This is a genomic window from Streptomyces phaeolivaceus (genome assembly GCF_009184865.1).
GTDB classification, from domain to species: domain Bacteria; phylum Actinomycetota; class Actinomycetes; order Streptomycetales; family Streptomycetaceae; genus Streptomyces; species Streptomyces phaeolivaceus.
This window is the reverse complement of record NZ_CP045096.1, coordinates 8,669,434-8,694,953: the sequence shown is the minus strand read 5'-3', so window position 1 is coordinate 8,694,953 and position 25,520 is coordinate 8,669,434. Positions and strand designations below refer to the sequence as shown.

Genomic DNA, 25,520 nt, shown 5'->3' with positions numbered 1-25,520 from the left:
GCATGACCATTGTCCCGACCGGTTCACCGGGCCGCCCCACCACCCCTCCCGACCGGGGCATGGGCCCGCTGCTGCGGGCCTGGCGGGAGCAACGGCGGGTCAGCCAGCTGGAGTTGGCGCTGCGGGCCGGTTCCTCGGCGCGGCACATCAGCTTCGTCGAGACGGGCCGCTCCCGTCCCAGCGAGGAGATGGTTCTGCGGCTCGCCGAGCAGCTGGACGTCCCCGTGCGGGAGCGCAACGCGCTGCTCCTCGCGGCCGGTTACGCCCCGCACTACCCGGAGACCCCGCTCGACGACCCGTCGATGGCCGCGCTGCGGGAGGGCATGGAGCGGCTGCTCCAGGGCTACGAGCCGTATCCGGCGCTGGTGATGAACGCGACGTACGACGTGCTGGCCGCCAACCGGGGCATCGTCATGCTGCTCGACGGGGTCTCCGAGGCACTGCTGGCGCCGCCGGTCAACGCGATGCGGCTGACCCTCCACCCCGAGGGCATGGCGCCGCGCATCCGGAATCTGCGCGCCTGGCGCGGGCACCTCCTGGAGCAGATGGAACGCCAGGTCGCGCTGCACCGCTCGGAGCCGCTGCGCGCGCTGTACGAGGAGGTGGCGGCCTATCCGCTGCCGCCGGACATGTCCGAGGACGGGTCCGGCGAGGGGTCCGGGGCGGAACCGGGGGCGGCGGCCAGTGCCTACTTCGCGCTGCCGATGCGGATCGAGCACGAGGGCCGGGTGCTGTCCTTCATCTCCTCGGTCTCGACCTTCAACACCCCGATGGACGTGACCGTGGCCGAGCTGGCCATCGAGACGTTCCTCCCGGCCGACCCGGCGACGGTCAAGTATCTGCACGAGCTGCTGTCCTGACGGTCAGTCAGCGTTCTTCCGGCTGTCGGCCGCGCGGAGGGCGACGTACTGGACGGCCGCGAACCAGGCCACGGTGACCGCCTGGAGCAGCGTCCACACCGCGCCCGCCGTGCTCGGCGTCAGCCACAGAACCAGGGCGACGAGGCTGAGGACCGCCCAGCCGAGGTTGGCCTCGATCACGGCCCGCACGAGCGGCGCCGCCGGACGCTCCCGCGCGGCCAGCAGGGCGACACCCGCCGCGTAGACCGTCAGAAACGCGCCGAGCCCGAGGAGCAGCCCGGAGCCGACCCCGAGGAACCGGTCGAGCGGACCGGCCGCGAGAAGGTAGGCGAGCCCGTTCGCGCCGGTCACGACGGCGTCGACGGCCAGGAAGCGGCGCAGCATGGTCCGGGGGTCGGTGGTGCGGGCGAGTACGGCGAGCCGGGCAGCGGGCAGGGTGGTCACGGACATGACGAACCTCACTCTCCGTGGAGGTGGCTGTCGGAAACGGTGACCTCACCCTGCCTCGTGGGGTGTGCGGCGGTCGATTACCTCCGAGGTCATGGCACCCCGTACCCTCGGGGGTCGTCGTGGCCGGAAACCACCGGAGACATCACGTCCCGGCCGACCCTGTGAGATGTCCACCGGGGCATGACAGACTGTTGGTGTACTCGGCGCGTGGGGAGGCGTGGCGTGAGTGAGCGGCGGGCCGCGCCCACCGTGGGTCAGGTGGTGCTCGGAAGACGGCTCCAGGAACTGCGGGAGTCAGCCGGGCTGAAGCGCGAGGAAGCGGCACGCGTCCTCCGGGTCGCCCCGGCGACCGTACGGCGCATGGAGACCGCCGATGTCGCGCTCAAGATCCCGTACGTCCAGGTCCTGCTGACGACGTACGGCGTCACCGAACCCGAGGTCGTCGCCTTCGTGAAGCTGGCCGAAGAGGCGAACAAACCGGGCTGGTGGCAGCGGTTCCACGATGTGCTGCCCGACTGGTTCAGCGTGTACGTCAGCCTGGAGGGCGCGGCGCATCTGATCCGGCAGTACGAGCCGCACTTCGTACCGGGGATGCTGCAGACCGAGGAGTACGCGCGGGCGGTGATGGAGGCCGGGACGATCGGCCAGACAGGGCCCGAGACCATCGAACGCCATGTGTCGTTGCGGATGGCGAGACAGAAGCTCCTCACCCAGGAGAAGCCGCCGCATCTCTGGGTGATCATGGACGAGACGTCCCTGACGCGCCCGGTGAGCATCCGCTCCCGGGTGATGCGCGACCAGATCGACAGACTCCTGGAGATCACCGAGAAGGACCATGTGATTCTCCAGGTCTGCGAATTCGCCAGCGGCCCCCACCCCGGCACCTACGCCCCCTTCTCCCTCTTCCGCTTCGCCGAACCCGAACTCCCCGACATGGTCTACACGGAGTACCTCACCGGCGCCCTCTACCTCGACTCCCGCACCGAGGTGTCCCTCCACCTGGAAGTCCTCGACCACATGGCCGCGCACGCGGCATCCGCCGCGACCACGCGGGACATCCTCAAGCGGTACCGCGACAAGTACTGAGCCGCGGGGAGCCGAGGGCCTACGCCTTGTCCCGCGCTCCCCCCTTCGGTCCCTTCTCCTCGTCCACGATCTCCGCGTCGACGACGCCCTCGTCCTCGACGGGGCCGGGCGGCGGCTGGTCGGTCGGGGCGGCGGAGGCCGCCGCCGCGTACATGGCCTGGCCCATGCGTTGGCTGACGGTGGAGAGGTGGTCGGCGGCTGCGCGGAGGGGGGCGATGTCCTCGGGGTTGTCCAGGAGACGTTTCACCTCCGCCGCCGCGCCCTCGACCTCGGCACGGCTGTCGGCCGGAACCCGTTCCTCGTTCTCGCGGAGGAACTTCTCGGTCTGGTACACGAGTTGCTCGGCGTGGTTGCGGGTCTCGGCGGCCTCCCGGCGCCGCCGGTCGTCGTCGGCGTACTGCTCGGCCTCCCGCATCATGCGGTCGATGTCGTCCTTGGGCAACGCGGAGCCGCCCGTCACGGTCATCTTCTGCTCGCGGCCGGTGGCGAGGTCCTTCGCCGAGACATGCATGATGCCGTTCGCGTCGATGTCGAAGGCCACCTCGATCTGCGGGACCCCGCGCGGGGCCGGCGGCAGACCCGTGAGGTCGAAGACGCCGAGCTTCTTGTTGTACGCGGCGATCTCCCGTTCCCCCTGGTAGACCTGGATGCCGACGGAGGGCTGGTTGTCGGCGGCGGTCGTGAAGATCTCCGAACGGCGGGTGGGAATCGTGGTGTTGCGTTCGATGAGCTTCGTCATGATGCCGCCCTTGGTCTCGATGCCCAGGGACAGCGGGGTGACGTCGAGCAGGAGGACGTCTTTCACATCGCCGCGGATGACGCCCGCCTGGAGCGCGGCGCCGACCGCCACCACCTCGTCGGGGTTCACCCCCTTGTGCGGGTCCTTGCCGGTGAGTTCCCGCACCAGATCGGTCACGGCGGGCATCCGTGTCGAGCCGCCGACGAGCACGACCCGGTCGATCGCGGCGACCTTCACCTTCGCGTCCTTGACGGCCTGGTGGAACGGCGTCCGGCAGCGGTCGAGCAAGTCGGCGGTCAGCTCCTGGAACTGAGCGCGCGTCAGTTTCTCCTCCAGATGCAGCGGACCCTCGGAAGAGGCGGTGATGTAGGGAAGGTTGATGGAGGTCTCGGAGGAACTGGACAGCTCGATCTTGGCCTTCTCGGCGCCCTCGCGCAGCCGTTGCAGCGCCATCTTGTCGTTGCCGAGGTCGACGCCGTACTTCCCCTGGAAGCGTTTGACGAGGTACTCCACGACCCGCTGGTCCCAGTCGTCGCCGCCGAGGCGGGTGTCGCCGTTGGTGGCCTTCACCTCGATGACGCCGTCGCCGATCTCCAGCAGGGAGACGTCGAAGGTGCCGCCGCCGAGGTCGAAGACGAGGACGGTCTGCTCCTCGCCCCGGTCCAGGCCGTACGCGAGGGCCGCGGCCGTGGGCTCGTTGATGATCCGCAGGACCTTCAGGCCCGCGATCTCCCCCGCCTCCTTGGTGGCCTGCCGCTGCGCGTCGTCGAAGTACGCGGGGACGGTGATGACGGCGTCGGTGACGTCCTCCCCGAGATACGACTCGGCGTCCCGCTTCAGCTTCTGCAGGACGCGCGCGGAGAGTTCCTGGGGGCGGTAGCGGGTGCCGTCCACGGCGCCCTGCTCGGGGAACCGCCAACCCCCGTCGCCCATATGGCGTTTGACGGAACGCGCGGTGCGCTCCACGTTCGTCACGGCCTGCCGCTTGGCGACCTCGCCGACCAGCACCTCGCCGTTCTTGGCGAACGCCACCACCGACGGTGTGGTCCGCTGCCCCTCCGCGTTGACGACGACCGTCGGCTCGCCGCCCTCCAGCACGGCCACCACCGAGTTCGTCGTACCGAGATCGACCCCGACCGCACGCCCCATCGCCGTCCCCTTTCAGCAAGGTTCCGCCACATGTCCCCACCACCAGCACAAAACTTGAGTGGGTTCTTGTCAATGGGGCGGCGACGGGGCGCGCGAAGCAGACCGTCAGGCCAGTTCGGCCGTCAGCGTGATCGTCGTGCCGGTCAGGGCCTGGCTGACCGGGCAGTTCTTCTTTGCGCCCTCGGCCGCCTCCTGGAAGCCGGCCGCGTCCAGGCCGGGGACCTCGCCGCGGACGGTGAGGTGGATACCGGTGATGCCCTCGCCGGGCTGGAAGGTCACGTCGGCCTTCGTCTCCAGGCGGGTGGGCGGGGTGCCCGCGCCGGTGAGACCGTGCGAGAGCGCCATCGAGAAGCAGCTGGAGTGGGCGGCGGCGATCAGCTCCTCGGGGCTGGTCTTGCCGTTCGCCTGCTCCGCGCGCGACGGCCACGACACCGGCTGCGAACCGATGCCGGAGGAGTCGAAGGTGACGGTGCCGGTGCCCTTGAGCAGCTCGCCTTCCCAGACGGTGTGTGCGGTGCGCGTGGTGGCCACGATGAGTCCTTTCTGTGGGTCACGATGCCGGTCCCGTTGCCAGGAGCCCCCTGCCGGGGTCCCGTTGCCGGGTTCCGTACCCCATCCGATCACACTCCGGCACGTCCGACGCTCATCTCACTGTCAACTACTCAGCCGTAAACCACCGAGCTCGTTGCCTCAGCTCGGCAAGGCGTTGTTCATGCTCCCGACTGCCCCCTACGGCGGGACGGTCACGGGGGCACATCTACCGGTCCCCGCTCAGGCGGGGACCGGGTCGGGCATGTTGACGAATACCCACGCCGTGGCTCCGCGCTTGGCGATGTTGGCCCCGGCGACGTGGTCGGCGGGCCCAGCGAGGCCGCACCGACGACAGTGGAAGTGGTCCCGCGTGCGCCGGTTGGCGCGCTCGGTGTGGCCGCAGCGTGGGCAGCGCTGCGATGTGTAGGCCGGATCCACCTCGATGAACGGGACGCCGGCACGCTTGGCCTTGTAGGCGATGAACGCGCCGAGCTGGTGGAACGGCCAGGAGGACTGGCGCGCTCGCTGGTCGCGCGGAACCGTGACCCGCTCGCGGATACCGCCGAGTTCTTCGAGGGCGATACCACGATCGGTGCGTTGGGCGACAGCAACGACAGTCTTGGAGATCTTGTGGTTGACGTGGGTCGCATGCCGTGACTCGCGCCGGGCACGCCTTTTCAGCAGCTGCTTGGCGCTGCGGGTCTGTTTGGCCTGGAGTTCGGCCCTCTTGCGGGCTTGCCACCTGCGGTAGCGGCCCAGACGGCGGCCGGAGTGGTTGTCACCATCGGACGTGGTGGCCAGGTTGGTGATGCCCCGGTCCACGCCGATCCAGCCCTTTGGCTCGAAGACCTCAGGTTCGGGGATGTCGAGGGTGGCGATCAGGAACAGTCTGCCGTCCCGCTCGATCAGGTCGGACTCGCCCTTTCTGTACTCGGTGAGCTGTTTGAGTGTGTCGGGTGAGCAGGCGAAGCGGACGCTTCTGCTCACCCGATCGGGTGAACCCATGGGATGGGCACCAGCCTGGGGTCCCGGACACGTCCGGCGATCTCGGTGATCGGGACGAAGCCCGCGTCATGCGAGGCCGCGTGGGGAAGACGACACGGGCGGGGGTCTGGGCACGAACTCGTCGAACCAGCGAGGCGAGCGGTTCGCGGGAGCGCAGCCGAATATTTCCGGGCGGGTGCCTATGCGTCTGCCGGGTTCTGTTCCTTGGCGGGTGCGGGTTGTTTCGTGGCCGGTCGCGCAGTCCCCCGCGCCCCTTCAGGGCACTCATGCTCAGCCAAGGGGACTTGGGGGCCGTTCGATTCCCTCAGCCAGTGCCTCAGCACCCGGTGGATCTGTTCCGCGCCGACCAGGGTCTCGTCCTCCTCCACCGGCTCGGACAGGGCCAGGGGTGACATCAGGAACGCGCGGGACTGGCAGCCGCCGAGGCCGCCGTGGGAGCCGATCTGCTCCTCGAAGGCGAGGACTTCGCCTTCGGTGGGGTCGTACCAGGAGTTGACCATGATGTCGGCGGTGTGCGGGAAGCCGTGGGTGCGGCGTACGGCGTCGGCGGCGCCGGGGCCGAAGTCGGCGAGCGGGCCGGGGTGTTCGTCGCTCAGCTCGTCGACCGGGACCTCCGCGCCGTGCGCGCCGAGCACGACGCCGCCGTGCTCCTCGCTGCGGACGAGGACGAAGCCGATGCCGGGGTGGTTGGCGAGGGTGGAGAGCAGGGCCGGGTGGCGGGCGTCGATCTCCTCGCGGCTCAGCCGGTGGGAGACGTCCGGGAAGGAGACCAGGCCGAGGTTGCCGGAGGCGAGCACGATCGGCTCGGAGCGGCGCGTCGGCCGGTGCTCCTCGACGCCCTCCTCGACGGGGATGCGCAGCGCCGCCCGGACCGCCGCGCGGGCCTCGGCGCCGCTGTGGGTGCGCTGGGCGCGGCGCGGTACGGGCAGTCCACAGCCGGCGCGGACCAGGTTGCCGAGGGTGAGGCCGTAGCGGCCGAGGAAGGTCTCGCCGGGGCTCTGGCCGTGGTCGGAGAGGAGCACGATCCGGTAGGCGCGCGGGGCGTGTTCGGCGACCTGGGCGATCAGCGCGAGGGAGCGGTCCAGGCGTTCGAGGACCTTCGCGGCGTCCCGGCTGTGCGGGCCGGAGTGGTGGGCGACCTCGTCGTACGCCACCAGGTCCGCGTAGATCGCCGCGCGGCCCGCGAACATGTCCCCGATCACCGCGGCGACGACGACATCGCGCTCGACGACGGTCGCGAAGGCGCGGATGAACGGGTAGAGGCCGCCGCGCTTGACGCGGGGCCGCTGCTGGGCGAACCGGGCGCGGGTGGACTGGCCGATCTCGCGCAGGACGTCGGCGACGAAGGACATGGCGGTGCGGACGGCGTTGGCCGGGTCGGAGAAGTAGGCGAAGTACCCGGCGCGGGAACGGTTCCGCCGGCCCCGGCGGGCCGCGATCGACAGGACCAGCGCGAGCTGCTCGGCGCCGCCGCTGAACAGGTTGCCCCGGCTGGCGCCGTCGACGGTGAGCAGACCGCCGTCCCCGGTGCGCTCCACGGCCCGGCGCTGGAGCTCGGCGGCGCTGGAGGGCCGGTTGCAGACCATCACCTCCCGGGTGTCCTTCTCGTACCAGCGGAACGCGGGCACGTCGTGGTTGGTGCCGTGCAGGATGCCGAGCTGGCTGGCGCCGGTCTGGCTGGACCAGTCGGTCCGCCAGGGGGTGAGCCGGTGGGTGGGCCGGGGCGCGGGCCGGGGGGCGGGCCCGGGGTGCGTGGTGCCGGCCGGTGAGCGGCCGAGCCAGGCGGCGACCGTGGGCATCAGGCCCTTCTCCGTCGCCGCCTCCAGGACGTCGTGGCCGACACCGTCGAGCTGGAGGAAGACGGTGCCGGGTCCGGCGGGCCCCGGGCGGCCCTCGGCGTGTCTGCGGCGGCGGTCGGCCAGCCGGTACAGCCGGCGGCGGTAGGCGTCGTCGTCCCGTACGGCGAGGGCGCCGCCGGTGGCGGAGGCGACGGCGGACATCACGGCGGCGACCACCACAGCGGTCTCGGGGGCCGCCGCGCCCTGGCCGGAGGGGTTGAGCCGCAGGGCGAGGAGGAGCAGGGAGCCGTTGAGGAAGAAGACGAGCAGGCCGAGGACGAGCGCCGGGACCAGCAGCAGGGCCCGCACCAGCAGCGGCCACACGAGCGAGGAGAGCAGACCGAAGGCGCCGGCGCCGAAGGCCGCGGTCACCGCGATCCGCGTGGCGCTCTCACCGGACTCGGACTGCAGCCGGAAGTCGGGCAGGGCGCCCGCGAGCACGAGCATGGTCAGGGTGGACACCGCCCATACGGCGAGCATCCGCCACACGCCGCTCAGTAGCCTCCGCCAACGACCACCACCCACGTTCGGCCACCCTTGCATCCCGTTTCCTGTGTTCAGACTGTCATACGGGGTGGGGGCGCCGGGGTGACGTTTCGGGGTGGCGTGGAAGCAGGGAGATGGGTCCGGGGAGGGGGTGGGGGTGCCGTGCATTGCGGACTGCGGGTGCGTGGGACTTCTCGCGCAGTTCCCCGCGCCCCTTCAGGGCGCGCAAGCCCCCGGCGCTCGAAAGGGTGCCCTCGTCCCCCGCTCAGCGGCCGTCGTAGCCCGCTGTCGGCATCGAGAGGCGGCGGTGGACGTGGGCCTTCATCTGGGCGTCGTAGGCGGGTTCGGCGTGGCCGACGGTCTCTACGCGGATGCCGCGTCTGGCGCACTCGGCGGTGAAGTCGTCGACGGAGGCGAGGGCGCGTTCGAGGACACGGCGGCTGGGGGCGACGAAGAGGTCGACCAGACCGGCGTCGACATCGGCCCACAGGGCGCAGTGGTCGGGGCGCAGACCGCGTACGAGCAGCTCGCGGGTCACGACATAGCCGCGCTCGGCGGCCCAGCCGGCGCACATGGCGTGCTGGCTTCGGGAGTCCACCAGGAAGGGATCCGCCTCCAGCTCCTCCAGCGGTGTCAGGCTCGCTATGGCCGCGACCCGCACCACGGCCCCGCGCCCCGCCGCGCCGCCACACCCGCGAGCGGCGTCCCGGCACGCCGTACCGGAGGCGCCACTCATGTCTCCCTTGTCTGCCACGGTGTCCCCCTCAGACCCAGGCCGCAGACCCTACTCCAGCCCGTAGGCTCGGGGGAGTAGCGCGAAGGAGGCGAACGGAGTGCCGGTGGAGATCACCTGGTGGGGTCACGCGACCTGCACCGTGGAGGACTCGGGTACGAGGGTGCTGACCGACCCCCTGTTCGCGCGCCGGCTCGCACATCTGCGAAGGCGCCGGGGTGCGCCTCCCCCGCCGGAGGCGGCGGTCGCGGACGTCGCGCTCGTGTCGCATCTGCACGCCGACCATCTGCACGTCCCCTCGCTGACCCGGCTCGCCCCGGGGACCCGGCTGGTGGTGCCGAAGGGCGCGTCGCGCCAGGTGCCGGGGCTGCGCAGACTGGCGCATCTACGGCTCTCCGAGGTGGCGGCCGGGGACGAGATCAGGGTCGGTGACCTGGTCGTACGTGCCGTTCCCGCCCGGCACGACGGGCGGCGGCTGCCGGTCGGGCCGCACCGTTCGCCCGCGCTCGGCTTCGTCGTCGAGGGCGAGGCGCGGACCTACTTCGCCGGGGACACCGGGCTGTTCCAGGAGATGGCCAAGGAGGTCGGTCCGGTCGACGTGGCGCTGCTGCCGGTCGGCGGCTGGGGGCCGTACCTCGGCGAGGGGCATCTCGACGCGGGGCGCGCGGCGGAGGCGCTTGCGCTGCTCGCGCCCCGGAGCGCGGTTCCGGTGCACTACGGCACGTACTGGCCGATCGGGATGGACGCCGTGCGCCCCCATGAATTCCATGCCCCCGGCGAGGAGTTCGTGCGCCTCGCCGCCGCCCGCGCCCCCGAGGTGGCCGTGCACCGGCTGGGACACGGCGAGAGCGTACGGCCGGGGGCGGCCCGGTGAACTTCCTCGCCGCCGTGAGCAGTCCCCTGCCGCAGCAGTCGACCCAGCAGGCGATCGGCTATCCGACGCTGTTCCTGCTGGTGCTGATCGGGGCGCTGGTGCCGGTGGTGCCGACCGGGGCGCTGGTCAGCTCGGCGGCGGTGGTGGCGTTCCACCAGGCGGCGCCGTTCGCGCTGCTGCTGGTGTTCGTGGTGGCGTCGGTCGCCGCGTTCCTCGGTGACATCGCGCTGTACTGGCTGGGGCGGCGCGGGATGGGCTCCAAGAACGGTTCGCGGTGGCTGGAGGCGATCCGCCGCCGGGCGCCGGAGGACCGGCTGGCGCAGGCCCAGGCGAAGCTGGAGGACCACGGGGTGGCCGTGCTGGTGCTGTCCCGGCTGATGCCGGCGGGGCGGATCCCGGTGATGCTGGCCTGTCTGATGGCGAAGATGCCGTTGCGGCGGTTCGCGCGGGGGAATCTGCCGGCGTGTCTCGCGTGGGCCGTGACGTACCAGTTGATCGGGATTCTGGGTGGGTCGTTGTTCGCGGAGCCGTGGCAAGGGGTGTTGGCGGCGGTCGTGTTGACGTTGCTGATCAGTGTGGTGCCGAGTGTGTGGCGGCGGGTTGTGCGTTGAGAGCTCGGGACCTCGGGTGCGTTGCGGGGGGGGGCGGGTGCGTGGGGGCTGATCGCGCAGTTCCCCTCGCCCCTTTGGGACGGGGGGTGCTGGGGCCCGGGGGTCACTTCGGGTCGCTCCCGAGGGACCCTCGTCATCGAAGGTCCTCGAAAGCCGCTCCGAAGAGCGTCAACGCGCGTTCCACATGCGGTAGTTCCAGCGGGTCCGGCGCGTCGAGGACCTGGGCGCGTTCCGCGTCGGTGGTGCCGAGGAACGGGGCGGTGGACAGCCGGACGCGCAGCGCGCCGAGGTCGTCCCCGAACCGGTGGCCGCCGGGCGCGGGCATCCCGAGCCGGTCCGTGAGGAAGTCCTCCGCCTCCTGGGCGTCGCCGACGCCGTGGGCGGAGAGGGCGGGGCGGAGTGGGGCGAGGTCGGCGTACAGATGCCGTCCGGCGCGCGGCGGCAGGGCGAGCGCCCCGGCGCCCACCACGGCGCGGTGCGCGGCGGTGGCGAGTCGGGCGTGCAGCCGTACGGAGGCGGTGAGCCGTTCGGTGACGGGGGCGGGCTCGGCGAGGGCGTACGCGGCGGCTGCGGCGACCGGGGTGGCGACCCGGGCGCCCAGCGCGGTGAGCACGTCGAGGACCCGGTCGCGCAGTCCCGTACCGTCCCCGTCGGCCGGGAAGCGGGCCACGGCGGCCGGCCAGCCCGTCGGCAGGAAGGCGCCGGCCAGGTCGCTGACGACGGTGACCCGGTCGGGCAGCATCTCGGCCGGGCTGAGCAGCACGGTGTCGTGCGGGTCGTGGACGGTGTCGCGCCAGGTCTCGTCGCTGACCAGGTGCAGCCCCTCCCCCAGGGCCGCCTCCATGGCCTCGTGCACCAGCTCGGGCGGGGCCACGGTGGCGGTCGGGTCGTCGGCGACGCACAGCACGAGCAGCCGGGGGTCACCGCCCTCGGCCCGGATCCTGCGCACGGTCTCCAGCAGCGCGTACGGGTCCGGCACGCCCCCGCACTCGGCGGGTGTGGCCACATGGAACACGGATCTTCCCAACGCCCGTGCCTGCGGCTCCCACCAGGCGGCGCACGGCCGGGGAAGCAGGACGTCGCCGCCGATCGCGGCGGTCAGCGCGAGGAGCAGGGCGGGGGCGCCGGGGGCGGCGACGGCCCTGTCCCGTGCGGTGGGCAGTCCACGCCGGTCCCAGTAGCCGCAGGCGGCGTCCAGCAGGGCGGGATCGCCACCGGGCGGTACGGGGTGGGGGTGGGCCGCGGCTGCGGAGAGCACGGCGGCCAGTTCGGGGAGCACGGGCAGTCCCTGGGCGGGAAGGGGCGGGCCGTAACGGACCGGACCATGCCCTTCCGGATCCGTCCGCCGCATCTGTGCCTCCGCGCTGTCGTTGTGCGTTGCCCGGGGGCGACGTCACGCCCCGGCAGGCGGCGTACGCACCCTCGGCCGGTCAGTACCCAGGCTCACGCGCCCCATGGCCCCCGTACGGGTTGCGCCGGTCACAACGGCCTCGTGTCCCCCGTGTTCAGGGGGAGTTGGTGACTCCGGCGCGTCAGGGGCCCTTCGGTCGTGGTGACTCCGGCGCGTCAGGGGCCCTTCCGTCCGTCTTCGTGACTCCGGCGCGTCAGGGGCCCTTCCGTCCGTCTTGGTGACTCCGGCGCGTCAGGGGCCCTTCCGTCCGTCTTGGTGACTCCGGCGCGTCAGGGCGTCCCCCGGTCACGGCGGCGCAGTCGGTGGACGGCGGCGCCGAGTGCGCCCGCGATGAGGAGGCCGCCGGCGACCATCGCCGGGACGGAGTCGGTGAAGGCCCCGCCGCCGCCCGCGTGGACACCGCGCTGGACCGGCGCGGCGGGGTGCGTGGCGTGATGGGTGGGCTCGTGCGTGGGCCGGTGGGACGGCTGATGCGTCGGCTGGTGGGTCGGGTGGTACGGGTCGTCGCCGCCGCCGAGGGAGACGGCGAAGGCGGCGCTCCACTGTTTGCCCTCACCGCCGGGTGCCGCCGGGCAGATGCCGTCCACTCCCCACTCGGTGGCGGAGTTCGCCGCCGCGACGCCGGTCTCGAAGTCCGCGGCGGGCGCGATCTTGGCGGTGCCCTGGTAGGAGGGTCCGCCGGCGGAGTCGTCGTTGCCGGGGAGGCGTTGCAGGGTGACGGTGCCCTGTTCGAAGGCCTGGGAGCTGGCGTCGATGGTCTCGGGGGCGGGGCCGCCGGTCGGGTCGCAGGAGACGGAGAAGGTGAGCGTGCCGCCCGGTTCGACGGAGTGCGGGTTCACCTCGGCCGCGGGGTCCGCGTACGCGGACGGGGCGGTGGCGGACAGGACGGCGCCGATCAGCGCGGCGGAGGTCAGGACGTGGGCGCCGCGGCGCAGGGGCGGGCGCGTGGGCGGGGACGGAGGCATGGGGGGCGGGGGCATGGGCGGGGCTCCTTCGGCCGGCTCCGGCGGGTGGGGCACGACGGCCGTGCCCCGCGTCCATCAGAGCGCCGAGCCCGGCGGGGCGCGCGCGGCCGGGCACCATTTGCGGGACGCGGGGCCGCCAAGCGGGTGACGGCGCACCGGAACACCCGGTGCGGCACCGGGGCGGACGCCCCGGCCGGACGCCCGGTGCGCTCAGCCGGTGCGCTCAGCCGGAGAGCGAGACGAGTTCCCGCTCCAGGCCCCGGCCCCTCTTCTCCACCACCGCCGACGCGACGTCCGACAGTTTGCGGTTGGTGCCCTGGGAGATACGGCGCAGGACGGTGAACGCGGTGTCGGCGTCGCAGCCGAGGACATGCATGACCATGCCGCAGGCCTGGTCGACGACCGGCCGGGAGCGCAGGGCGGCGCCGAGCTGGTCCAGCTCGGTGAGGGCCGCCCGGTAGGAGCGGTCACGGACGATGCAGGTGGCGGCGAGGTCGCCGAGGGCGCGCGCGGGGCCGTGCGGGGCGCCGTCCAGGGTGTGCGGGCGGAAGCTGTAGAGGCTGAGGGTGACGGTGAGACCGGCCCGCCTGAAGGGAAGGGTGACGCTGGACCGTACGCCCGCGTCGAGGGCCACGGCCCGGTACGCCGGCCAGCGTTCCTCCCGCAGCAGATCGGCGGAGTCGACGGGCTCACCGCGCTCCAGCGCGGCCGGGATCGGCCCGTCGCCCGAGCGCAGTTGGACCGCGACGAGTCCGGCGAGGTCGGGGTGGGTGACGGCGGCGGGCCGCTCGGTGCCGCAATCGGAGACCATGCCGCTGGCTCCGCAGCAGTCGCTGGTGCAGCGGGCGGCCTGTTCGACGAGTTCGGAGAGTCTTCTGCCCGGATGTGCGGATTCCGCCGATTCCCGGCCCACGCGGCCGAGTTGTTCGCTTTCCGGCATGACGCACGCCTCCTCTTCGGGTCGCCTGCCCGCTCCCCCGCACGGAAAACGAACGTGCCGCTTTCGATCCCGCCGCCCCCTCCCCCGTGAACGCCTCCCAGGCATTACTTTCGTCGCATGACGCAGACGGACGAATTCGGTGAAGAACTCGCGGACTTCGTGCGCCGGGTCGCCGAGCTCAAGGCGGCCCGCTCGGTACCGACCGGTGATCTTCCGACGGTCCTGGACGCGGCGATCTTCGAACTCGACCACGCGGCCGACCGGTTGTGGCCCCGGTACGAGCGGCTGAGCACATCGGGACAGGTCGGCGGCGCCCCGTCGGCCGCGCGGGAACACCAGTTGCTGAAGACCGTCTTCCAAAGTCTGCCGCTGCCCGTGCTGTTGGTGGACCGTGAGACGGTGGTGCGCCGTCTCAACCGGGCCGCGACCGCCTTCACCGGTGTTCGGTCCGGCTATGCGACGGGGCGTCCGCTGAGCGGGTTCCTCGCCCATTCCGACCGGGGCGCGTTCCGTTCGCAGGCGGCGGCCGTGGCGCGCGGCGAGGGCGACCGCAGCCTCAATGTGTTCCTCCAGCAGCGCCCCTCGCTCCCGGTGCGCGCCACGCTCACCGCGCTGCGTCCCGGCGGTGAGCCGCGCAACACCGTGCTGGTCACCCTGCAGCCCGCCGGGCACCGGATGCCCGCCGTCGAGCCGCTCCGCCCGCTGCCCAACCTCACCGAGACCACCCGTCACGCGGCCCTCATGGATCTGGTCGACGCCATGACCACGGCGCTGCTCGGCGCCCCTTCCGACGCGGCCCTGGACCGGGCGGCCCATGTCCTGCACGGCCGTTTCGCCGACTGGGTGATCGCGGACACGACGGCCCCGGGCCTCACCCGTACGACGGTGCTGGCCCCCTCGGAGCGCGAGGCGAAGCTCCTGATGACCCAGGACCCCGCCACCTGCCCCCTCGTCGTCGACGCCGCGCGGGCCGGCTCCCCCGCCCTCCAGATCCGCCCGGCCGACCCCACCGCCTTCGGCCACGACACCACCGGCGCCCCGGTCCTGGTGAGAGCCGACGTGACATCACTGCTGACGGTGCCCCTCCCTACCCCGAACGGGCACGTCAAGGCCGTCCTGACCCTCTTCCGCGCGGGCCCCCGCCCGGCCTTCTCCCTGGCCGAGGCCCAGGCCATGGACACCATGTCCCGCCACATAGCCCTGGCAATGCAACCCCGCCCCAGCTGAGGGGGCGCATGGATCCACGGCCCACCATCAGGGGGCACATGGAACTCCGGGCCGATCGTCAAGGGGCGCGGGGAACCGCGCGACAAGCCACGACGAACCCGCACCCGACAACGAACCCAACACGCCCACCACACCACCCCCCACCCACCCCGCGGAGCTACACCGCGTCCTTCATCACCTGATCCCGCAACCGGTCACAGCACCGACTGATCAGCCGCGACACATGCATCTGCGAGATCCCCAACTGCTCCGCGATCCGGCTCTGCGTCATGTCCCCGAAGAACCGCATGTACAGAATCGCCCGCTCCCGCTCGGGCAACGCGGCCAGCCGTGGCTTCACGGCCTCCCGGTCCACCACCGTGTCCAGCGCCGGATCGGGCGACCCCAGCGCGTCACTGAGCGAGTACCCGTCCTCGCTGCCCGGCAGCTCCGCGTCCAGCGACAGCGCCGTGAAGCTCTCCAGGGCTTCGAGCCCGACCTGCACGTCCTCCTCGGTCATGTTCGCGTGGGCCGCGATCTCCGCGACGGTCGGCCGTCGCCCGGGGATCGTCTGGGACAGGTCCTGACTGGCGAACCGCACGCGATTGCGCAGGTCCTGGACCCGGCGGGGCACGTGCAGGGTCCACATGTGGTCGCGGAAGTGCCGCTTGATCTCACCGGTGACGGTGGGGACGGCGTAGCTCTCGAAGGCGTTGCCCAGCTCGGGGTCGTAACGGTCGACGGCCTTGACCAGGCCGAGCGACGCGACCTGACGCAGATCGTCGTAGCTCTCGCCGCGGTTGCGGAACCGTCCCGCCAGCCGTTCGGCCATCGGGAGCCACGCCTCGATGATCTGGTCACGCAGGGTGTCCCGCTGCTGACCCGGGGGAAGCGCGGCCAGCTTGCGGAAGGCCTCCGCGGTGTCGGGGGCGTCGTCGTGCGGGTGGTGCTTCGCCTGAGTACGCATGGTGCGTCGCAACTCCCTGGATGGTGCTCTGGGATGGACGGTCACCGTGGGGGCGCGGACGTGCGGAGGAGACAGCACACCCGTGAGGGAAACCTCGCCACTTCCACGGACGTGCCTCCTGTCCGAAGCACTGTTATGCGCCTGCCCCGGATCATGCACGGCAAACACATTCGGGATTTCTCGTTCCGCCCGCGGGTGACTGTCTCGGGAGACCGCACCCCGGGACATCCAGTATGGGCACGACGGCCGCGGACCACATCTCGCGGCGGAACCGGACGGAACGCGTCAGTGTCGGCGAGGGGTGTTCGGGTACGCGAGGGCCACGAAGATCCCATCTGGAGGGGAGTCATGCAGCGAGGCAGCGACCGCCTGAGCGCCCACCGCGACGACGAGATGAAGCAGGAACTCCAAGGACTGCTCCGTTCGGGGCATCCCACGCGCACGGAGGAGTGGCACGACCCGGAGCCGTACGCCGAGGACGACCCGGAGGTGGCGTACGGGCCGGTGACCCCGAGCCGTGATCCCGCCGGGGTGGAGACCCTGCGGCTGGAACTGGCCCGGGTCCTGGGCCGTACGTCCTTCCCGGCGGGCCCCGCCGAGCTGATCCGGGTCCTGCGGGACCGGCACGCCCCGGACGCGCTGGTGGAGCCCCTGGAGCGGCTGCCGCGCGAGGCGCGCTACGAATCGGCGCACCGGCTCGCGGAGGCGGTGGTCCACGCCCGGGACGAGACCGGTGGGGATTCCGCGCCGGACCGGCTCACATAGGCCTCCTGCTCGCGGGTACTGCGGGCCACGGCACGCCCGCGTGGGCGTGCCCCCCGCGGTCGGGGCGGCGCGACGAAGGGCCCGGAGAGCCATGGCCGAGTTCGTGAGGGAAGTCATGACGGCGGGTGCGGTGGCGGTCCGTCCGGACGCCTCGCTCGTCGGGGCGGCGCAGCTGATGCGGGACCAGGGCATCGGGGGTGTCCTCGTCGCGACGGACGGGCGGGTCGTCGGGGTCCTGACCGACCGCGACATCACGTTGCGCGCCGTCGCCGACGGCGCCGACCCGCTCACGGTGAGCGCCCAGGCCGTCCGCACCCCGGACCCGGTGGTGATCGGCCCGGACGACGCGGTGTCCGCCGCGGTCGGGCTGATGCGCGCCCACGCGATACGCCGGCTGCCGGTCCTGGAGGACGGGCGGGCGGTGGGCATGGTCGGCCTCGGCGACCTGGCCGTCGCACAGGACCCGGATTCGACACACTCGTCCACATCAGCCGGGCGGCACCCTGAGGCCGATTCTCAGGCCCCGGGCGGCACCCTGAGGCGCTAAGGCCGGCGCCCGAGCAGGCACAGCAGCCTGGTCTGGGCGTCGGCCCGCGCGGGTGGCTCCACCGGCGCCCCGAACAACCCGCTCTTCTCCAACTCACCGGCGTACGGAGCGATCTCCTCCGCCGCGAACCGCACCAGCACCCCCGGCAGCCGCTCGTCCGCCCCGATCGCCCGCGCGAGATCCCACGTGTGCACGACGAGATCGGCGACCATCTGCGCGCAGTACGCGGTCGCCGGGGTGTCCCCGTAGGACAGATGAACCGTGCGTTCGAGGGCGCCGGGCGCGCCGAACGCCTCCCGTGCGGAGTGCGCGGCGGTGTCCCAGGAGACCGCGGGGTCCGGCCCCAGCAGATCCCCCTCGAACGTGTCGCCGACCTCCTCGATCATGCAGCCGTCCCGCACCAGCGACGGCACCCACAACTGCTCGGACACGAGATGGTTGACGAGGTCGCGCACCGACCACTCGGCGCACGGGGTGCCCGACCCCCACTGGTCGTCACGGACGGCGTGGACCCGCGCGCCGAACAGGTCCTGCGCCTCGGCGTGCCGGGTGAGCAGCACGCTGTCCCGCGACTGCGGTGTCGTGCCGTCCGTCATGCCGGCCCTCGCTCCCGCGCGCCGTCCCTCGTGCGGCCCGGGACGACCGGCCGACGCGGATGGCGGCGCAGATACTCGCCCTCCAGCTGCGCCATCCGCTCGTTGTGGGTGCGCAGCGCCTCGATCGAGCCGTGCAGCAGCGTGTCGTGCCGCGTACGGTGGATCGACTCCAGCTCCTTCATCAACTGCTGATCGTCCAGCTGGTCCGGGTGCACTCCGGTCATGGTGGTACCCCGATCGTCGTGGTCCTCCCTCCACTGTACGAACATCCCGGGCCCGGCCCCTCGTGCGACGGCCCCGCGCGGCCGGCCCGCGCGGCTGCCGCCGTGCGGGCCGACGGGCTAGCGGGCGCGCGCCACCCGGCGCTCGTCCCACACGGGCTCCTGGGTCTCCCGTACGCGGCCGTCGGAGCCGAAGACCAGAAAACGATCGAACGAGCGCGCGAACCAGCGGTCGTGGGTGACGGCGAGGACCGTGCCGTCGAAGGCCTCCAGGCCCTCCTGCAACGCCTCCGCCGACTCCAGGTCGAGGTTGTCGGTGGGCTCGTCGAGCAGCAGGGCGGTGACGCCCTGCAACTCCAGCAGCAGGATCTGGAAGCGGGCCTGCTGGCCGCCGGAGAGACGGTCGAAGGACTGTTCGGCCTGCTTGGTCAGCTCGTAGCGGCGCAGCCGGGACATGGCGGCGCCCCGGTCCTGGGCGTGCTCCTTCCACAGGATGTCGAGCAGTGTCCGCCCCTCCAGCTCCGGATGGGCGTGCGTCTGCGCGAAGTGCCCCGGCAGGACCCTGGCGCCGAGCTTCCACTCCCCCGTGTGGGCAACGTCGTCCCCGGCGAGCAGCCGCAGGAAGTGGGACTTGCCCGAGCCGTTGGAGCCGAGGACGGCGACCCGCTCGCCGTAGAAGACCTCCAGGTCGAAGGGTTTCATCAGGCCGGTCAGCTCAAGTGCCTTGCAGGTGACGGCCCTTACGCCGGTACGGCCGCCCTTGAGCCGCATGGTGATGTCCTGCTCGCGCGGCGGCTCGGGCGGCGGGCCCGCCTCCTCGAACTTGCGCAGCCGGGTCTGGGCGGCCTGGTAGCGGGAGGCCATCGCGACGCTGTTCTCGGCCGCCTGCCGGAGGTTCAGGACGAGCTTCTTCAGCTGCTCGTGCTTCTCGTCCCAGCGCCTGCGCAGTTCCTCGAAGCGCTCGAAGCGCTGTGCCCGCGCCTCGTGGTAGGTGGCGAAGCCGCCGCCGTGCACCCAGGCGTCCGCGCCCGCCGGGCCCGGCTCCACGCTCACGATCTTCTCGGCGGCGCGGGAGAGCAGTTCGCGGTCGTGGGAGACGAAGAGCACCGTCTTGCGGGTCTCCTTGAGCCGCTCCTCCAGCCAGCGCTTGCCGGGTACGTCGAGGTAGTTGTCGGGCTCGTCGAGGAGGAGGACCTGCTCGGTGCCGCGCAGCAGCGCCTCCAGCACGAGCCGCTTCTGCTCACCGCCGGAGAGCGTCCGCACCTGCCGCCACTGCGCCTTGTCGTACGGGACGCCCAGCGCGGCCATGGTGCACATGTCCCACAGGGTCTCGGCCTCGTAGCCGCGGACCTCGGCCCAGTCGGAGAGGGCCTGCGCGTACGTCAGCTGGGCCGCCTCGTCGTCCACGGTCATGATCCCGTGCTCCGCGGTGTCGACGGCCCGCGCGGCCTCGCGGATCCTCGGCTGGGCCACCGACACCAGGAGGTCCCGCACGGTCGTCTCGTCGCGCACGGACCCGACGAACTGCCGCATCACCCCGAGCCCGCCGCTGACGGTCACCGAACCGCCGTGCGGCTTCAGCTCCCCGGAGATCAGCCGCAGCAACGTCGTCTTCCCGGCCCCGTTCGGCCCGACCAGCGCGACGACCGCGCCCTCCCCCACCCGAAAGGACACATCCCCGAGCAGCGCCCTCCCGTCCGGCAGGTAGTACTCCAGATGAGCGGCTTCGAGATGTCCCATGCGCCGCATTCTCCGAGCCGAGCAACCCCCCGAGCAAATCCATTTCCCCAGCGACCGTGGTCCGGCCGCGGGGTGGGGTTGGGTTGCCGGGCGCGGGTCCGGTGGGGGCTTCTCGCGCAGTTCCCCGCGCCTCTCAAGAGCCTCCGGCCCTTTCGGGCCGAAAAAGCACGGGGCGCAGCCCCTGCTTCTTCAGGGGCGCGGGGAACTGCGCGAGAAGCCCCACCGAACCCGCACCCGGCAACGCAACGCCACCCACACCCACCCGACCCCGCCCCGTCACCCAACCCCACCCCGCCCGACACGCTTCCCCCGGCATGGGGTACCCGTGGACACATGACCCCAGACGTCGACCTCACCGTCCGCCCCCCGGGCCACCACATCCTCCGCGACCGTTTCCTCGCCGCGGACAGCCGCCTCTTCAACGCGGTGGCGACCCGCGACTGGCCGGGTGCCCACCCCCTCCTGCCGAAGCTGAGCCGCGCCGCGAACCACGGCGTGCTGTGGTTCGCCACGGCGGCGGCGATCGCGGCGACCCGGAGCCCCCGGGCCCGCAGGGCGGCCGTCCGGGGCGTCGCCTCCCTCGCCCTCGCCTCGGCGACGATCAACACCCTCGGCAAGCGCTCGATCCGCCGCCCCCGGCCGGGCCTGGACAACGTCCCGCTGCCCCGCCGGCTGAAGCGGCAGCCGATCACCACGTCCTTCCCGTCGGGCCACTCCGCCTCCGCCGCCGCCTTCGCGGCCGGCGTCGCCCTGGAGTCCCGCGGCTGGGGCGCCGCCGTCGCCCCGCTGGCGACCGCCGTCGCGCTGTCCCGCGTGTACACGGGCGTGCACTTCCCGAGCGACGTCCTGGTGGGCGCCGCCCTGGGCGTGGGCGCCGCCTACGCCGTACGCGGCATCGTGCCGACCCGCGACCAGCTCCCGCCGCCCGGCCGCCCGTACGTGGACGCGCCCGCGCTGCCGGACGGCCACGGCCTGGTGGTGATCGCCAACCGGGCCTCGGGGACCTCGGACCGGGCGCGCGCCCTGCGGGACGTGCTGCCGGGCGCCGAGACCGTGGAGTGCGAACCGGAGGACGTGAAGGCCGAGTTGGAGAAGGCGGCCACCCACGCCCGGGTACTCGGCGTGTGCGGCGGCGACGGCACGGTGAACGCCGCCGCCGAGGTCGCCCTGCGCCACGGCCTCCCCCTCGCCGTACTCCCCGGCGGCACCCTCAACCACTTCGCGTACGACCTCGGGGTGGAGGACGTGCGCGACCTGGGCCGTGCCGTGCGCAAGGGCGAGGCCGTCCGGGTGGACGTGGGGCACTTCGCGACCGGTGACACGGAGGGCCACTTCATCAACACGTTCAGCCTGGGCGTCTATCCCGAACTGGTGCGGGAGCGCGAGCGCTGGGAGCGGATGGTCGGCGGCTGGCCGGCGGGCGTGATCGCGGCACTGCGGGTCCTGCGCTCCGGCCGGCATCCGCTGCAGGCCACCTTCGAGGGCCGCCCCCGCCCGATCTGGCTGCTGTTCGCGGGCAACGGCACGTACCACCGGCTGGGCCTCGCCCCGGTCCGGCGCTACGACCTGGCCGACGGGCTGCTGGACGTCCGGGTCGTGCACGGCGGTCGCCGCCCGGCCCTGCGGCTGCTGGCCGCGGCCGTCGCCGGTCCGCTGACCCGCACCCCCGCCCACGCGGCGGTCCGCGTACGGCGGCTCCGGGTGGACGGTATCGCGCCGGGCACGCTCCTCGCGTACGACGGCGAAGTCACCGAGGCGCAGGGGGATCTGACGCTCCGGAAGATCCCGGAGGCACTGACGGTCTACCGGCCCGTGCCCTTCCACTGACTCTCGTGACTCTCGCCGCCCTCCTTCCACGAGTCCACAATTCAAGACGACGGTCTCATTATTCGGCCGGGTCGCGTACCGTTCGAGCACGAACTCGCGGCCCTCATGGTCCTCGCGGACCGAAGCGGACCGCACGGGCCTCGTGGAAGGGGAACGGCCATGTCGAAGGCACGGGAGACCGCCGTCTACACGCACGGACACCATGAGTCGGTGCTGCGCTCGCACACCTGGCGGACGGCCGCCAACTCGGCGGCATATCTCCTCGGTTCGCTGAAACCCCATATGAGGATCCTGGACATCGGCTGCGGTCCGGGGACCATCACCGCGGACCTGGCCGCCCTGGTCCCGGACGGCCATGTCACCGGCGTCGACCACGCGCCCGGCATCCTCGGTCAGGCCCGCGCCACGGCCGCCGAACGCGGCCTGGAGAACGTGGACTTCGCGGTCGCGGACGTCCACGCGCTGGAGTATCCGGACGACACCTTCTGCGTGGTCCACGCGCACCAGGTGCTCCAGCACGTCGGCGACCCGGTGCAGGCGCTGCGCGAGATGGTCCGGGTCACGAAGCCCGGCGGGATCGTCGCCGCCCGGGACTCCGACTACGCGGCGATGACCTGGTTCCCCGAGTCACCGGGCATGGCCGACTGGCTGGACCTGTACCGCCGGGTGGCCCGCGCCAACGGCGGTGAGCCCGACGCGGGGCGCCGGCTGAAGTCCTGGGCGCTGCGGGCCGGGCTCACCGACATCACGGCCGGCTCCTCGACCTGGACCTACGCCACGGCGGACGAGCGGGCCTGGTGGAGCGGGCTGTGGGCGGACCGGACGGTCGCCTCCGCGTACGCCGAACGGGCGACGGCGGGCGGTCACGCGACGGACGAGCGGCTGCGGGCGATCGAGGCGGCCTGGCGGGAGTGGGGGCGGGAGGAGGACGGCTGGTTCGCCGTACTCCACGGAGAAATTCTGTGCCGTAAGAAGCCGTAAGAAGCCGTAAGAATTCTCTGCCGCAGGGCGGTCTGAACGCGCGTATTCGGGAAACACGGACCAGCAGGAGGTTCGCATAATGGTTCCCATCCTGCTGGTACTGCTTCTGGTGCTGATTCTCTTCGGTGCCGGATTCGCGGTGAAGGTTCTCTGGTATATCGCACTGGCCGTTCTGGTGCTGTGGCTTCTCGGCTTCCTGGTTCGCGGAACGTCCGCGTCCGGTGGAAGGGGCCGCTGGTACAGGTGGTGAGTTCACTCGCGCGGTAGCAACGGTCCCAGCGGCCCGAGGTCCAGATTGAGGTCCTCGGGCCGCAGGCCGTAGCGCTCGCGCAGCTCGGTCATCCGGTCGTCGAGCAGCATCAGGGTGAGCCCGATGCGCTCCTCCTGGTCCTCCGAGAGCTCCCCGGTGTCGAAGCGGCGCAGCGCCTGCCGCTCCATCAGCTGGCGGAGCAGTTCGACGACGGTGAGGACCAGTTTGACCAGGTCCCTCTCCACCGTGTCGGGCTCCAGTTCGAGACGGTTCCGGCCGGTCACTCGATGCCTCCCCAGGGGGACGGGACCTGTGCGTTCACGGAGCTGATCAGGGCGTTCAGGTCGATGCGGACGAGGTCGACGTCGGCGACGCGCAGCGTGAGGTCGCCGGTGATGACGACCCCGCCGGCGAGCAGCCGGTCGAGGAGATCGACGAGGGCCACCTCACGGCGTTCGATCACGGTCACGAGCCGTCCTCCCCGCTGAAGGAATAGGCCGCCCACGGCCCGGTGAGTTCCACCCGCAAATCCGGTTCCTCGTTCTTCGTACGGTCCACGAGTTCCACGAACTCCTCGGAATGGGCGCGCGGCACCAAATAGGCCGCGTTCAGCACATTGCGTCCGGGAGCACCGGAAAGAGCCGAATTCTGCGGGGTGTGCAACCGGGTGTCCTCGGCGAATTCCGCGAGGGTGTCGTGCAGCCGACGCGCGAACCGGTCGGCGTTCTCCCGCTTCTCCTCGTGGGCCCGGTGACTGCGCCGCCGCTGTCGCAGGTAGTCCCGCCCGCTGGAGACCTTCGCGGGCGCGGACGTCCGGGACGGCTCCCGCTCCTCCGACTCCGCCCGCTCCCGCGGCTCCTCGGGCTCCGTGTACACCTTGACGCCCCACTCCACCCGGCCCGCCAGCCGGTCCAGGGTCTGCCGGAAGCCCTCCTCGCGGGCCTCCAGCATGACCCGTACACCGCTGTCGTCGTGGAACACGGTGCCGAGCCGGAGCGGCAGGGGTGTGGTGACGACGGTGAGGGCGTCGATGACGCTCTGGTGGGCACGGGCCGTCGCGGTCAGCCAGTCCAGGTCCTCCAGATGGGCGCGCAGCGGCTGCTCCGCGAAGTCGCGCTCCGGCACCTCGCTGACCACGGCGATCAGATCGTGGTGCCGCAGCTGCCGGGGCGGCGCTCCCGCGACCCCGGTGAGCTGGGACTGGAGTGCCGCGTCGAAGGGGCGGCAGACGGCGTACACATAACGCAGTCCGGTCATGAGGGCTCCTCTCTGGCACGACCGCGCTGGATGGCCGGCTCCGGCTCCCGCCGGTACCCGCCGTCGTCCAGCTCCGCGAGCCGGGCACGCAACTCGGCGTTCTCACGGGAGAGTTCGTCGCGGCGGGCGTTGGACGACAACGCCGGGTCGGTCTCCCACCAGTCGATCCCCATCTCCTTGGCCTTGTCGACGGAGCAGACGATGAGGCGCAGCTTGATGGTGAGCAGTTCGATGTCGAGCAGGTTGATGCGGATGTCGCCCGCGATCACCAGCCCCTTGTCGAGCACCCGCTCCAGAATGTCGGCCAGATTGGCACTCCCGTTCTGCCCGTACGGCTCGGGGACCCGGCTGGGGAAGGTCATCGTCGGCTCCCGCCCACGTCGACCCGTTCCTCGTCCTCGTGCTCATCCTCGTGCTCATCCTCGTACGGTTCCTCGTCGATGTCCTCCCCGGCGTCGTCCTCGGCCTCGGGAACGTCCTCGTACTCGTCCTCCGGGACGTCCTCGACGTCCTCAGCATCCTCGTCGAGGTACTCATCGTCCTCGGCTGCCTCGGCTGCCTCGACGTCCTCGGCGGCGTCGGCGGCGTCGCGGGGCTCCTCGTCCGGCTCCGGCTCCCGCTCCTCCTCCGCGAGGGCGTCCTCGTGGCTGACGACCACCTCGCCGTCGCGGATCTCGCCGCGCCAGCCGTCCTCGGCCTCTCCCCTGAGGGTGATGAAGCGGGCGAAGTTCTTGAGCCGCTCCCGGTAGTGCTCCGCGCGTTCGGCGAGCACCCCGGTGACGGACGCGTCGTCGGGGGCGACGCTGCCGAACCTCATGGGCAGCAGCGGGCCGCCCGCGCCCGCCTCGCTCAGGACGTTCTGATGGGCGAGCAGATCCTTGCGCTTCGGGCGCAGCCGCTCGGGGGCCTCACTGACGAGGGCTTGGCCGCTGCTGCCGCCTCCGCCGCCGGACTGCTGTGCCGGGACTACGGTCATACCGACCGAACCTCCTATGTCTCTGGTGTCTCTGGTGTCTCTGGTTGCTGGGAACAAGGGCGGGACGACGCGCCCTAGCGGCGATGCGGGTCCGCCCTGCCGCGCTCGTAGCGGCGGACGCGGCGGTATCCGGTCAGCTCGCCCTCGGAGTCGAGTTCCACCCGATAGCTCGCGAGCAGGCTCATCGTGTCGGGGACCCTGGCGATCTCCAGGACCTCGACCTCCAACGTCCAGCCGCCCTCGGTCTGTTCGAACGAGGACACGGACTCGGGCGCCATGCCGGTCAGCTCCGCGAGCTGGGTCCGCGCGTGGCGCAGCACCTCCATGGGGCGGGGTCGGTCGCCCGTGGACTCCCGCGCCTCGTCCGCTTCACCGGACTCATGGGAATCATGGGAATCATGGGACTCATGCGCTTTACGTGAGTTACTGGCTCTTGATGTGTTGGATGTGTTCGACATGGCCACCTCGAACACCGAGTGGCCGCACGCCCGTTGGCCAAACCTTCGGCG

General features: G+C 72.0%; 29 protein-coding genes. 10 read left to right on the top strand and 19 right to left on the bottom strand.

The window, feature by feature from the left end; translation table 11 throughout:
- Positions 1-2: 2 nt before the first annotated feature.
- Positions 3-860, top strand: coding sequence for a helix-turn-helix domain-containing protein (locus F9278_RS39715; protein WP_152172618.1), 858 nt, complete (start codon positions 3-5; stop codon positions 858-860).
- 3 nt (positions 861-863) lie between these two features.
- Here F9278_RS39715 and F9278_RS39710 read toward each other — a convergent pair whose 3' ends face one another.
- Positions 864-1,295 (bottom strand): hypothetical protein, encoded by a 432-nt coding sequence (locus F9278_RS39710; protein ID WP_152174406.1) that lies wholly within the window; start codon positions 1,293-1,295, stop codon positions 864-866.
- 237 nt (positions 1,296-1,532) lie between these two features.
- On the opposite strand from F9278_RS39710, the gene F9278_RS39705 reads away from it, so the two are divergent.
- On the top strand, positions 1,533-2,396 hold the full coding sequence (locus tag F9278_RS39705; protein ID WP_152172617.1) for a helix-turn-helix domain-containing protein: 864 nt from the start codon (positions 1,533-1,535) through the stop codon (positions 2,394-2,396).
- Between the two features lie 19 nt (positions 2,397-2,415).
- On the opposite strand, the gene dnaK is transcribed toward F9278_RS39705, so the two are convergent.
- The 5 genes from dnaK to F9278_RS39680 all read right to left on the bottom strand — a co-directional run bounded on the left by dnaK (position 2,416) and on the right by F9278_RS39680 (position 8,880).
- On the bottom strand, positions 2,416-4,284 hold the full coding sequence (gene dnaK, locus F9278_RS39700) for a molecular chaperone DnaK (protein ID WP_152172616.1): 1,869 nt from the start codon (positions 4,282-4,284) through the stop codon (positions 2,416-2,418).
- Positions 4,285-4,389: 105 nt separating this feature from the next.
- Positions 4,390-4,815, bottom strand: a complete 426-nt coding sequence (locus tag F9278_RS39695; protein ID WP_012999567.1) for an OsmC family protein — start codon at positions 4,813-4,815, stop codon at positions 4,390-4,392.
- A 240-nt stretch (positions 4,816-5,055) separates the two neighbouring features.
- Positions 5,056-5,820: an RNA-guided endonuclease InsQ/TnpB family protein gene (locus F9278_RS39690; protein ID WP_226967141.1), complete on the bottom strand. Its 765-nt coding sequence runs from the start codon at positions 5,818-5,820 to the stop codon at positions 5,056-5,058.
- A 179-nt stretch (positions 5,821-5,999) separates the two neighbouring features.
- Complete coding sequence (locus F9278_RS39685) at positions 6,000-8,201, bottom strand: phage holin family protein (RefSeq protein WP_152172615.1); 2,202 nt, start codon at positions 8,199-8,201, stop codon at positions 6,000-6,002.
- 208 nt (positions 8,202-8,409) lie between these two features.
- A complete protein-coding gene (locus tag F9278_RS39680; RefSeq protein WP_404819035.1) occupies positions 8,410-8,880 on the bottom strand; it encodes a hypothetical protein in 471 nt (156 codons plus the stop codon).
- Between the two features lie 97 nt (positions 8,881-8,977).
- Here F9278_RS39680 and F9278_RS39675 point away from each other — a divergent pair, with 97 nt between their 5' ends.
- Both F9278_RS39675 and F9278_RS39670 read left to right on the top strand, forming a co-directional pair.
- Positions 8,978-9,751, top strand: a complete 774-nt coding sequence (locus F9278_RS39675; RefSeq protein ID WP_152172613.1) for an MBL fold metallo-hydrolase — start codon at positions 8,978-8,980, stop codon at positions 9,749-9,751.
- Positions 9,748-10,362 carry a DedA family protein gene (locus tag F9278_RS39670; protein ID WP_152172612.1) on the top strand — a complete coding sequence of 205 codons (615 nt, stop codon included), beginning with the start codon at positions 9,748-9,750 and terminating at the stop codon, positions 10,360-10,362. The genes F9278_RS39675 and F9278_RS39670 overlap by 4 nt, the downstream gene beginning before the upstream one ends.
- A gap of 133 nt (positions 10,363-10,495) precedes the next feature.
- Here the strand turns inward: F9278_RS39670 and F9278_RS39665 are convergent, their stop codons facing one another.
- The 3 genes from F9278_RS39665 to F9278_RS39655 all read right to left on the bottom strand — a co-directional run bounded on the left by F9278_RS39665 (position 10,496) and on the right by F9278_RS39655 (position 13,678).
- Entirely contained in the window at positions 10,496-11,713 is a 1,218-nt protein-coding gene (locus tag F9278_RS39665; RefSeq protein ID WP_152172611.1) for an aminotransferase class I/II-fold pyridoxal phosphate-dependent enzyme, read from the bottom strand.
- A gap of 329 nt (positions 11,714-12,042) precedes the next feature.
- A complete protein-coding gene (locus F9278_RS39660; RefSeq protein ID WP_152172610.1) occupies positions 12,043-12,753 on the bottom strand; it encodes a hypothetical protein in 711 nt (236 codons plus the stop codon).
- 208 nt (positions 12,754-12,961) lie between these two features.
- Positions 12,962-13,678: an ANTAR domain-containing response regulator gene (locus F9278_RS39655; RefSeq protein ID WP_152172609.1), complete on the bottom strand. Its 717-nt coding sequence runs from the start codon at positions 13,676-13,678 to the stop codon at positions 12,962-12,964.
- 117 nt (positions 13,679-13,795) lie between these two features.
- Here F9278_RS39655 and F9278_RS39650 point away from each other — a divergent pair, with 117 nt between their 5' ends.
- On the top strand, positions 13,796-14,905 hold the full coding sequence (locus F9278_RS39650; RefSeq protein ID WP_152172608.1) for a PAS domain-containing protein: 1,110 nt from the start codon (positions 13,796-13,798) through the stop codon (positions 14,903-14,905).
- Positions 14,906-15,062: 157 nt separating this feature from the next.
- On the opposite strand, the gene F9278_RS39645 is transcribed toward F9278_RS39650, so the two are convergent.
- Positions 15,063-15,851, bottom strand: coding sequence for an RNA polymerase sigma factor SigF (locus F9278_RS39645; RefSeq protein WP_152172607.1), 789 nt, complete (start codon positions 15,849-15,851; stop codon positions 15,063-15,065).
- Between the two features lie 348 nt (positions 15,852-16,199).
- Between F9278_RS39645 and F9278_RS39640 the strand changes: the two genes are divergently transcribed.
- Together F9278_RS39640 and F9278_RS39635 are read left to right on the top strand one after the other, a co-directional pair.
- A complete protein-coding gene (locus F9278_RS39640; RefSeq protein ID WP_152172606.1) occupies positions 16,200-16,616 on the top strand; it encodes a DUF2795 domain-containing protein in 417 nt (138 codons plus the stop codon).
- A 91-nt stretch (positions 16,617-16,707) separates the two neighbouring features.
- Positions 16,708-17,163 carry a CBS domain-containing protein gene (locus F9278_RS39635; protein ID WP_152172605.1) on the top strand — a complete coding sequence of 152 codons (456 nt, stop codon included), beginning with the start codon at positions 16,708-16,710 and terminating at the stop codon, positions 17,161-17,163.
- Here F9278_RS39635 and F9278_RS39630 read toward each other — a convergent pair.
- The 3 genes from F9278_RS39630 to F9278_RS39620 form a co-directional block, all read right to left on the bottom strand.
- Positions 17,160-17,759 (bottom strand): TIGR03086 family metal-binding protein, encoded by a 600-nt coding sequence (locus F9278_RS39630; protein WP_152172604.1) that lies wholly within the window; start codon positions 17,757-17,759, stop codon positions 17,160-17,162. The genes F9278_RS39635 and F9278_RS39630 overlap by 4 nt on opposite strands.
- Positions 17,756-17,983, bottom strand: coding sequence for a DUF6158 family protein (locus F9278_RS39625; protein ID WP_152172603.1), 228 nt, complete (start codon positions 17,981-17,983; stop codon positions 17,756-17,758). The genes F9278_RS39630 and F9278_RS39625 overlap by 4 nt, the downstream gene beginning before the upstream one ends.
- 117 nt (positions 17,984-18,100) lie before the next feature.
- On the bottom strand, positions 18,101-19,720 hold the full coding sequence (locus F9278_RS39620) for an ABC-F family ATP-binding cassette domain-containing protein (RefSeq protein ID WP_152172602.1): 1,620 nt from the start codon (positions 19,718-19,720) through the stop codon (positions 18,101-18,103).
- Between the two features lie 333 nt (positions 19,721-20,053).
- On the opposite strand from F9278_RS39620, the gene F9278_RS39615 reads away from it, so the two are divergent.
- The 3 genes from F9278_RS39615 to F9278_RS39605 all read left to right on the top strand — a co-directional run bounded on the left by F9278_RS39615 (position 20,054) and on the right by F9278_RS39605 (position 22,778).
- Positions 20,054-21,547 (top strand): bifunctional phosphatase PAP2/diacylglycerol kinase family protein, encoded by a 1,494-nt coding sequence (locus F9278_RS39615; RefSeq protein WP_152172601.1) that lies wholly within the window; start codon positions 20,054-20,056, stop codon positions 21,545-21,547.
- 159 nt (positions 21,548-21,706) lie between these two features.
- Positions 21,707-22,528, top strand: a complete 822-nt coding sequence (locus F9278_RS39610) for a class I SAM-dependent methyltransferase (protein WP_152172600.1) — start codon at positions 21,707-21,709, stop codon at positions 22,526-22,528.
- A gap of 79 nt (positions 22,529-22,607) precedes the next feature.
- Positions 22,608-22,778 (top strand): hydrophobic protein, encoded by a 171-nt coding sequence (locus F9278_RS39605; RefSeq protein WP_152172599.1) that lies wholly within the window; start codon positions 22,608-22,610, stop codon positions 22,776-22,778.
- A gap of 2 nt (positions 22,779-22,780) precedes the next feature.
- Here F9278_RS39605 and F9278_RS39600 read toward each other — a convergent pair whose 3' ends face one another.
- The 6 genes from F9278_RS39600 to F9278_RS39575 form a co-directional block, all read right to left on the bottom strand.
- Positions 22,781-23,062, bottom strand: a complete 282-nt coding sequence (locus F9278_RS39600; protein ID WP_033529790.1) for a gas vesicle protein K — start codon at positions 23,060-23,062, stop codon at positions 22,781-22,783.
- On the bottom strand, positions 23,059-23,247 hold the full coding sequence (locus tag F9278_RS39595; RefSeq protein WP_152172598.1) for a gas vesicle protein: 189 nt from the start codon (positions 23,245-23,247) through the stop codon (positions 23,059-23,061). Before F9278_RS39595 ends, F9278_RS39600 begins: the two co-directional genes overlap by 4 nt.
- Positions 23,244-24,035: a GvpL/GvpF family gas vesicle protein gene (locus F9278_RS39590; protein ID WP_152172597.1), complete on the bottom strand. Its 792-nt coding sequence runs from the start codon at positions 24,033-24,035 to the stop codon at positions 23,244-23,246. The genes F9278_RS39595 and F9278_RS39590 overlap by 4 nt, the downstream gene beginning before the upstream one ends.
- Positions 24,032-24,397, bottom strand: a complete 366-nt coding sequence (locus F9278_RS39585; protein ID WP_152172596.1) for a gas vesicle protein — start codon at positions 24,395-24,397, stop codon at positions 24,032-24,034. Before F9278_RS39585 ends, F9278_RS39590 begins: the two co-directional genes overlap by 4 nt.
- Positions 24,394-25,011, bottom strand: coding sequence for a GvpL/GvpF family gas vesicle protein (locus F9278_RS39580; protein WP_193241842.1), 618 nt, complete (start codon positions 25,009-25,011; stop codon positions 24,394-24,396). The genes F9278_RS39585 and F9278_RS39580 overlap by 4 nt, the downstream gene beginning before the upstream one ends.
- A 74-nt stretch (positions 25,012-25,085) precedes the next feature.
- Positions 25,086-25,469 (bottom strand): gas vesicle protein GvpO, encoded by a 384-nt coding sequence (locus F9278_RS39575; RefSeq protein ID WP_152172595.1) that lies wholly within the window; start codon positions 25,467-25,469, stop codon positions 25,086-25,088.
- Between the last annotated feature and the right edge of the window lie 51 nt (positions 25,470-25,520).